Consider the following 6,486-nt stretch of genomic DNA (forward strand, 5'->3'; position numbering starts at 1 on the left):
CCCCGCCGCCGACCGCGACGGCCTGGAGCAGGGCGTCGGGCCCGGTCCGGCCGATCGGCAACGGGGCGCCGTCGCCGATCGCGTCGCCGACGGTGGGTGGCCGGCCGGTCCGGCGGAGGGCGGCCCAGCCCAGGCCGACGACCAGCCCGCCGGCGGCCGCGCCGGCCACCCGCCGCCATCCCGGCGCGGCCTCGATGCCCTGCAGGAAGGTGCCGGCGTCGTAGCCGAACAGCAGGTGCTGGGTGCCGTGCAACACCAGCGTGACCGCGATCCCGCCGATCCCGGCCAGGATGCCCACCGCGACGGCCAGGGCCAGTCGCCGGACGGAGATCACCCCGTCATCATGACCGGGGTGATGATGGCCGCGGGTGACGACCCGGGAATCCCGCCGGCGGCCCGGGGCGGCCCGGCCCGCGCCGGGCCCGGCGGACCGGCCCGGGACGAAAGGGGTTGCGACGGTGGCCGGCGAGATCGATCTGGACCTGGTGCGCACGTTCCTGACCGCCTACCGGACCCGGTCGCTGAGCCGGGCCGCCCGCGAGCTCGGCCGGGCCCAGTCGACGGTCACCGCCCAGATCGCCGCCCTGGAGTCCGAGTTGGGCCACGAGCTGTTCCAGCGGCGGCCGACCGGGGTGGTGCCGACCACTCGGGCCGATGCCCTGGCGGCGCGGGTCGCGCGCCCGCTGGACGAACTGGAGGAGGTCCTCTGGGCCGGGCGACCCGGGACGGACGACCACCCGATCCACCTCGGTGGGCCGGCCGAGTACCTGTCCCACCGGGTGCTGCCCCGGCTGGACGAGATCCTCGGCGCGGGCTCCCGGGTGCGGATCACCTTCGGGCTGTCCGACCCGCTGCTGGCCGAACTGAGCGCCGGCGGGACCGACCTGGTGGTCAGCGCGATCCGCCCGCGGCTGGCCGGGATCAGCGCCACGCCGCTGGTCGACGAGGAGTTCGCCCTGGTCGGCGCCCCGCGGTGGCGCCCGGCGGGCCCGGGTGATCCGGCCGACCCCCGGCGCTGGCAGGGGGTGCCGGTCATCGCCTACGCCGAGCAGTTGCCCATCATCCGCCGCTTCTGGCGGACGGTGTTCGGCCGGCGCCCGGCCGAGATCGTGCCCTGGGCGATCGTGCCCGACCTGCGCACGATCGCGGCGATGGTGGTGGCCGGGCTGGGGGTGTCGGTGCTGCCGACGTACCTGGTCGCGGACGACCTCACCGCCGGGCGGCTGGTCCGGCTGGCCGACCCGGAGCTGCCGCCGCTCAACACCCTCCACCTGGCCGTCCGCACGGGCGCGCTCGACCGGGACCCGGCGCTGCGGGCGGTGCACGCCGGGTTGCTCCGGATCGGTCGGGACCCGGCCGCGGTCAGTCCGTGAGCAGGGTGACGACCTCGCGGCCCACGGCGGTCGCCGACTGCGGGTTCTGGCCGGTCACCAGCCGGCCGTCGACCTCGACGTGCTCGGACCACGCGGGCGCGGGCACGTGCGTCGCGCCCCGTTCGGTCAGCTTGTCGGCGAGCAGGAAGGGGACGGCCTCGGTGAGGCCGACCGCTTCCTCCTCCTCGTTGGTGAAGCCGGCGACCGTCTTCCCGGCGATCAGCGGGGTGCCGTCGGTCAGTGTCATGTTGACCAGGCCCGACGGCCCGTGGCAGACCGCGGCCACGACCCCGCCCGACTCGTAGATCTCCCGGCCGATGGCGGCGAGCGCGACGCTGTCCGGGAAGTCCCACATGGTGCCGTGGCCGCCCACCAGCACGACGGCGTCGTAGGCAGTGGGGTCCACCTCGTCCAGCCGGGTGGTGTCGGCGAGCTGGGCGCTGATCTTCGCATCGGCCAGGAAGGCCTTCTGGATCTCGTCGGACTCGTCGTACCCGTCCTGCGGCGGGGTGCCCCCGGCGACCGAGGCGACGTCGACGTCGAAGCCGGCGTCCACGAACTCCTTCCACGGATGGGCCGCCTCGCCGACGAAGTAGCCGGTCTTGCGGACCCCGCCGAGATCGTCGTTGCTGGTCAGGGCGAGCAGGACACGCTTGGCGGACATGATGGGCCTCTCCGGGTTCGGGGTTCGGGGTTCGGGTTCGGGTTCGGTCGTCACGGGATGGGGCGACTGACCGGGATCGAGGGTAGGCGCGGGCCGCTCGACCCACCCATCGGTCGCCCGATGGCCCCGATCCGGTCCCCGATGGCCGGGTGCCGGCGGGGGAGGGTCGCTCGGCCCTGGAGGACAGGTGCCCCGCCGGGGCCCGCTCGACACGTCGACCGCCCGCCCGCGACCGCGGCCCGGCCGGACGGCCGCCGGTGCTCCCTGGCCGGCCGCCCCGCCTACCATCGGTGCTCGTGACGAGCCCGCACCACACCCGCCGGTCCACCGTCCGTGCCGCGCTCGCCGCCGCGGGCATCGACGCGCTCCTGGTCACCGACCTGGTCAACGTCCGCTATCTGACCGGCTTCACCGGCTCGAATGCCGCGCTGCTGCTCGTCACCGCCGACGACGAGGAACCCGGCCGGGCCCACGGGCACGTCGATAAGGCCACCGATGAGGCGGATGCGCGGACCCGGTTCTGCACCGACGGCCGCTACACCGTGCAGGCGCAGGACCAGGTGCCGGACCTGCCCCGGCTGATCGCCCGGCCCAGTGACGTCGCCCTGCTGAGGGGGGCGCCGGCCGGCAGCGTGGGGTTCGAGGCACGCTCCCTGCCCGTCGCCGCCTACGACGTGCTGCAGGCCGTGGCCCGCGAGCGCCGCCGTCCGGTGTCGCTGCGCACGACGCTGGACGTGGTCGAGGGCGTCCGGCTGGTCAAGGACGCCACCGAGATCGACGCGCTGGCGCGGGCGTGCGCCGTCGCGGACCGGGCGCTGGCCGAGCTGATCGCCGCCGACGGCATCCGGCCCGGCCGCACGGAGCGGGAGGTCGGCCTCGACCTGGACCGGCGCATGCGTGAGCTGGGTGCCGCCGATCCCGCGTTCGAGACGATCGTCGCCGCCGGCGCGAACAGCGCCATCCCGCACCACCGGCCGACCGCGGCCGTCCTGGCCCCCGGTGACCTGGTCAAACTCGACTTCGGTGCGATCGTCGACGGCTACCACTCGGACATGACCCGCACCGTGGTGCTCGGCGAGCCCGCCGCGTGGCAGCGGGAGATCTACGACCTGGTGCACGCGGCGCAGGCGGCCGGGCGGGCGGCCTGCGCGCCCGGCGCGACCGGCGACGCGGTCGACGCCGCCGCCCGCGACCTCATCGCCGCTGCCGGGTACGGCCCCGAGTTCGCGCACGGCCTGGGCCACGGGGTGGGCCTGCAGATCCACGAAGCGCCGAGCCTGGCCCGCGGATCGGCCAGTATCATGGCGCCCGACATGTGCGTCACCGTCGAACCCGGGGTCTACCTGCCCGGGCGCGGCGGGGTACGCATCGAGGACAGCGGCGTGATCCGTCCCGACGGCTATCACGTCCTCACCACGACCTCCAAGGATCTGCGCGTGCTCTGACGCGCCGCCGGTCCGGCCGAGACCAGCGAAAGGCGCGACACCCGCACCATGGCCAGCACCAGCGACTTCAAGAACGGGCTCGTCCTCAACCTCGACGGCCAGCTCTGGACCATCACCGAGTTCCAGCACGTCAAGCCGGGCAAGGGGCCGGCCTTCGTGCGGACCACGCTCAAGAACGTGCTTTCCGGCAAGGTCGTCGACAAGACCTTCAACGCCGGGGTCAAGGTCGAGACCGCGACGGTGGACAAGCGGGACATGACCTACCTGTACAAGGACGGCGCCGAGTACGTGTTCATGGACGGCGACACCTACGACCAGATCCACATCCCGGCCGCGACGGTCGGCTCGGCCGCCGACTACCTGCTGGAGAACCAGGAGGCGCTCATCGCGCAGAACGAGGGCGTGGTGCTCTACGTCGAGCTCCCGGCCTCGGTCGAGCTGGTCGTCTCCCACACCGATCCCGGACTGCAGGGGGACCGGTCGACCGGCGGCACCAAGCCGGCCACGCTGGAGACCGGGGCCGAGATCCAGGTGCCGCTGTTCCTCAACACCGGCGACAAGATCAAGGTCGACACCCGTGACGGCCGGTACCTCGGCCGAGTGAACAGCTGACGACCCGAGCAGTGGGATGAGTGCTCGCAGCAAGGCCCGCAAACGCGCTCTCGACGTGCTCTACGCCGCCGAGGCGCGGGGAGTCGACCCCCTGATCGTGCTCGACGAGCGGATGCAGGAGCCGACCGGACCGGACCGGCACAGCTGGACGCCGATCGGCGAGTACGCCGAAGGGGTGGTCCGCGGGGTCGCCGAGCACCGGGAGCGGATCGACGGCCTGCTGGCCGAGCACGCCCGGGGCTGGACGGTGGAGCGGATGCCGGCGGTCGACCGGGCGATCCTGCGGATCGCCGTCTACGAGTTGCTCTACTCGACCGAGGTGCCTCCTGCGGTGGTGGTCAACGAGGCGGTGGACGCGGCCAAGGTGCTCTCGACCGACGATTCGCCCCGCTTCGTCAACGGGGTGCTCGGCCAGCTCGCGGTGATCACCCCGCAGTTGCGCGGCGCCTGAGCGGTCCACCGCCGCTCGCCGGTCGCCCGCGCCGTCCGGCGGCCGGCCACCCGGGCCGCCGCGGCGGGACGCGGGCAGGTGCGGGGAGGGCAGAGGCCGGTCCGGGCCGCGCCGATGACGTCAGCGCGGAACCGGACATCCGGTCGCTCCGGGCGCAGAGGTGGCCGGCGAACCGGACGATCGGGCCCGGACTACTCGCCGAGCTCGGTGCCGGCCGGCAGGACGCCCCATTGGACCAGCTGGTCGGTGAGATCCTCTGCACTCATGTCGTAGATCACGGCTAGTGATCGCAGATCCTCGGAGCGGATGGTCAGGACCTTGCCGTTGTAGTCGCCGCGCTGCGACTGGATCGCGGCGGCGTAGCGGGCCAGCGGGCCGGCCTGATGGGCGGGCAGTTCGGCCAGTCGCTGCAGGTCGATGACGAGCTTGGGGCTCGGCGCGCCGCGCCGGGTCGCCCGGGCGTCGGGCAGCAGTTCGGCGACCGGGACACCGTAGAACTCCGCGAGTTCGGCCAGCTTGGCCACCGTCACCGCGCGGTCGCCGCGCTCGTAGGAGCCGACCACGACGGCCTTCCACCGACCCTCGGACTTCTCCTCGACGCCGTGCAGGCTCAGGCCCTGCTGGGCCCGGATCGAGCGCAGCCGGGCGCCCAGGGCGTGGGCGTAGTCCTGGGTCATGACGGCTCCCTGGTGAGGCGGTGGTTCTGTGGTGGCGCTGCTTGACGAGTGTATACGCAGAGTAGTCGCAATCCGGGCAGGCGTGCCAATGGCTTCACGGAGGACTGGCGATCGGTGGGTCCGGCCCGCCCGCGCCGCCGGTGACCCGCCCGTCAGGGGCCCCGGCAGTTGGTAGCATCTGCGCTCGACCACCCTTTAAGGACCGTCCAGTGAGGCGGGAAAGGAGGTCTGCTCGAGGTGCCCGCGCGCCCTGCTCAGGCCAGTTCGTCCGACGCCGGTACCCGGCTCGGTCCCGGACGTGAATCCACCGTCCCCGCCGCCCCCGACCCGTCCGCTCCGGATCCGTCCGGTTCCGATGCCGCCGTGACGGTCCTCGCCGAGATCCTCGGGGCGGCCCAGATCGCCCGGGTCATCGACCGGATCGCCCACCAGATCCTGGAACGCAACGGCGACCTGCCGGTCGTGCTGCTGGGGATCCCGACCCGCGGCGTGCACCTGGCCCGCCGGCTGGCCGACCGGCTGACCGCCTTCACGTCCCGCCCCACCCCGGTCGGATCCCTGGACATCACCCTCTACCGGGACGACCTGCGCCGGCGGCCGCCCCGCGCCCTGGAGGAGACCCGGATCCCGGCGGGCGGCGTCGACGACGCGATCGTGGTCCTGGTCGACGACGTGCTCTACTCCGGACGCACCATCCGCGCGGCGCTGGACGCCCTGCGCGATCTGGGCCGGCCGGCGGCGATCCAGCTGGCCGTGCTGGTCGACCGGGGCCACCGGCAGCTGCCGATCCGGGCCGACTACGTGGGCAAGAACATCCCGACGGCCTTCGGCGACGACGTGGCCGTTCGGCTGATCGAGATCGACGGCATCGACGGCGTGGAGCTGGCCCGCGCGGTGCCGCCCCGCGACCCCGCCAGCGGATCTGCTGGCGAACTCGAGGGAGAGCGGACGTCATGACCACCATCCAGGACGCGGCGCGACCGGTGCGGTCCGCCGCGCCGCGGCCCGCGGCGCCGGCCCTGCCCCGGCATCTGCTGTCCACCGGCGACCTGTCCAGGGACGGGGCCGAGCTGATCCTCGACACCGCCGAGCGCATCGACCAGGCCATCGGCGGCCGGGAGGTGCGCAAGCTGCCCACGCTGCGCGGCCGCACCGTGGTCAACCTGTTCTTCGAGGACTCCACCCGCACCCGCATCTCGTTCGAGCTGGCGGCCAAGCGGCTCTCCGCCGACGTCATCAACTTCTCGGCCAAGGGCTCCTCGGT

Annotated in this window: 7 protein-coding genes and 2 pseudogenes; 6 read left to right on the plus strand and 3 right to left on the minus strand. The window is 73.8% G+C overall.

From position 1 onward, the window contains the following. Positions 1-334: pseudogene (locus tag ACOJUF_RS12855) on the minus strand (chloride channel protein); the annotation flags it as partial. A 124-nt stretch (positions 335-458) separates the two neighbouring features. Here ACOJUF_RS12855 and ACOJUF_RS12860 point away from each other — a divergent pair. After that, on the plus strand, positions 459-1,373 hold the full coding sequence (locus ACOJUF_RS12860) for a LysR family transcriptional regulator (RefSeq protein WP_420122239.1): 915 nt from the start codon (positions 459-461) through the stop codon (positions 1,371-1,373). On the opposite strand, the gene ACOJUF_RS12865 is transcribed toward ACOJUF_RS12860, so the two are convergent. Next, positions 1,363-2,037 (minus strand): type 1 glutamine amidotransferase domain-containing protein, encoded by a 675-nt coding sequence (locus ACOJUF_RS12865; RefSeq protein WP_420122240.1) that lies wholly within the window; start codon positions 2,035-2,037, stop codon positions 1,363-1,365. The two genes, ACOJUF_RS12860 and ACOJUF_RS12865, sit on opposite strands and share 11 nt — an antisense overlap. Before the next feature lie 296 nt (positions 2,038-2,333). Between ACOJUF_RS12865 and ACOJUF_RS12870 the strand changes: the two genes are divergently transcribed. From ACOJUF_RS12870 to nusB, 3 genes are read left to right on the plus strand one after another with little or no spacing between them, the layout of a single operon-like run. Further along, positions 2,334-3,482 (plus strand): aminopeptidase P family protein, encoded by a 1,149-nt coding sequence (locus ACOJUF_RS12870; RefSeq protein WP_420122241.1) that lies wholly within the window; start codon positions 2,334-2,336, stop codon positions 3,480-3,482. Between the two features lie 48 nt (positions 3,483-3,530). Then, the gene (gene efp, locus ACOJUF_RS12875) at positions 3,531-4,094 is read left to right on the plus strand and encodes an elongation factor P (protein ID WP_420122242.1); all 564 of its coding nucleotides are present in this window, start codon (positions 3,531-3,533) and stop codon (positions 4,092-4,094) included. Positions 4,095-4,110: 16 nt separating this feature from the next. After that, complete coding sequence (gene nusB / locus ACOJUF_RS12880; RefSeq protein WP_420122243.1) at positions 4,111-4,545, plus strand: transcription antitermination factor NusB; 435 nt, start codon at positions 4,111-4,113, stop codon at positions 4,543-4,545. 191 nt (positions 4,546-4,736) lie between these two features. Here the strand turns inward: nusB and ACOJUF_RS12885 are convergent, their stop codons facing one another. Beyond that, the gene (locus ACOJUF_RS12885; RefSeq protein ID WP_420122244.1) at positions 4,737-5,222 is read right to left on the minus strand and encodes a transcriptional regulator; all 486 of its coding nucleotides are present in this window, start codon (positions 5,220-5,222) and stop codon (positions 4,737-4,739) included. Positions 5,223-5,585: 363 nt separating this feature from the next. Between ACOJUF_RS12885 and pyrR the strand changes: the two genes are divergently transcribed. Beyond that, the gene (gene pyrR / locus ACOJUF_RS12890) at positions 5,586-6,179 is read left to right on the plus strand and encodes a bifunctional pyr operon transcriptional regulator/uracil phosphoribosyltransferase PyrR (protein ID WP_420122245.1); all 594 of its coding nucleotides are present in this window, start codon (positions 5,586-5,588) and stop codon (positions 6,177-6,179) included. 62 nt (positions 6,180-6,241) lie between these two features. Beyond that, positions 6,242-6,486: pseudogene (locus tag ACOJUF_RS12895) on the plus strand (aspartate carbamoyltransferase); the annotation flags it as partial.

This window comes from Nakamurella sp. (genome assembly GCF_048594475.1).
Classification (GTDB): Bacteria; Actinomycetota; Actinomycetes; order Mycobacteriales; family Nakamurellaceae; genus Nakamurella.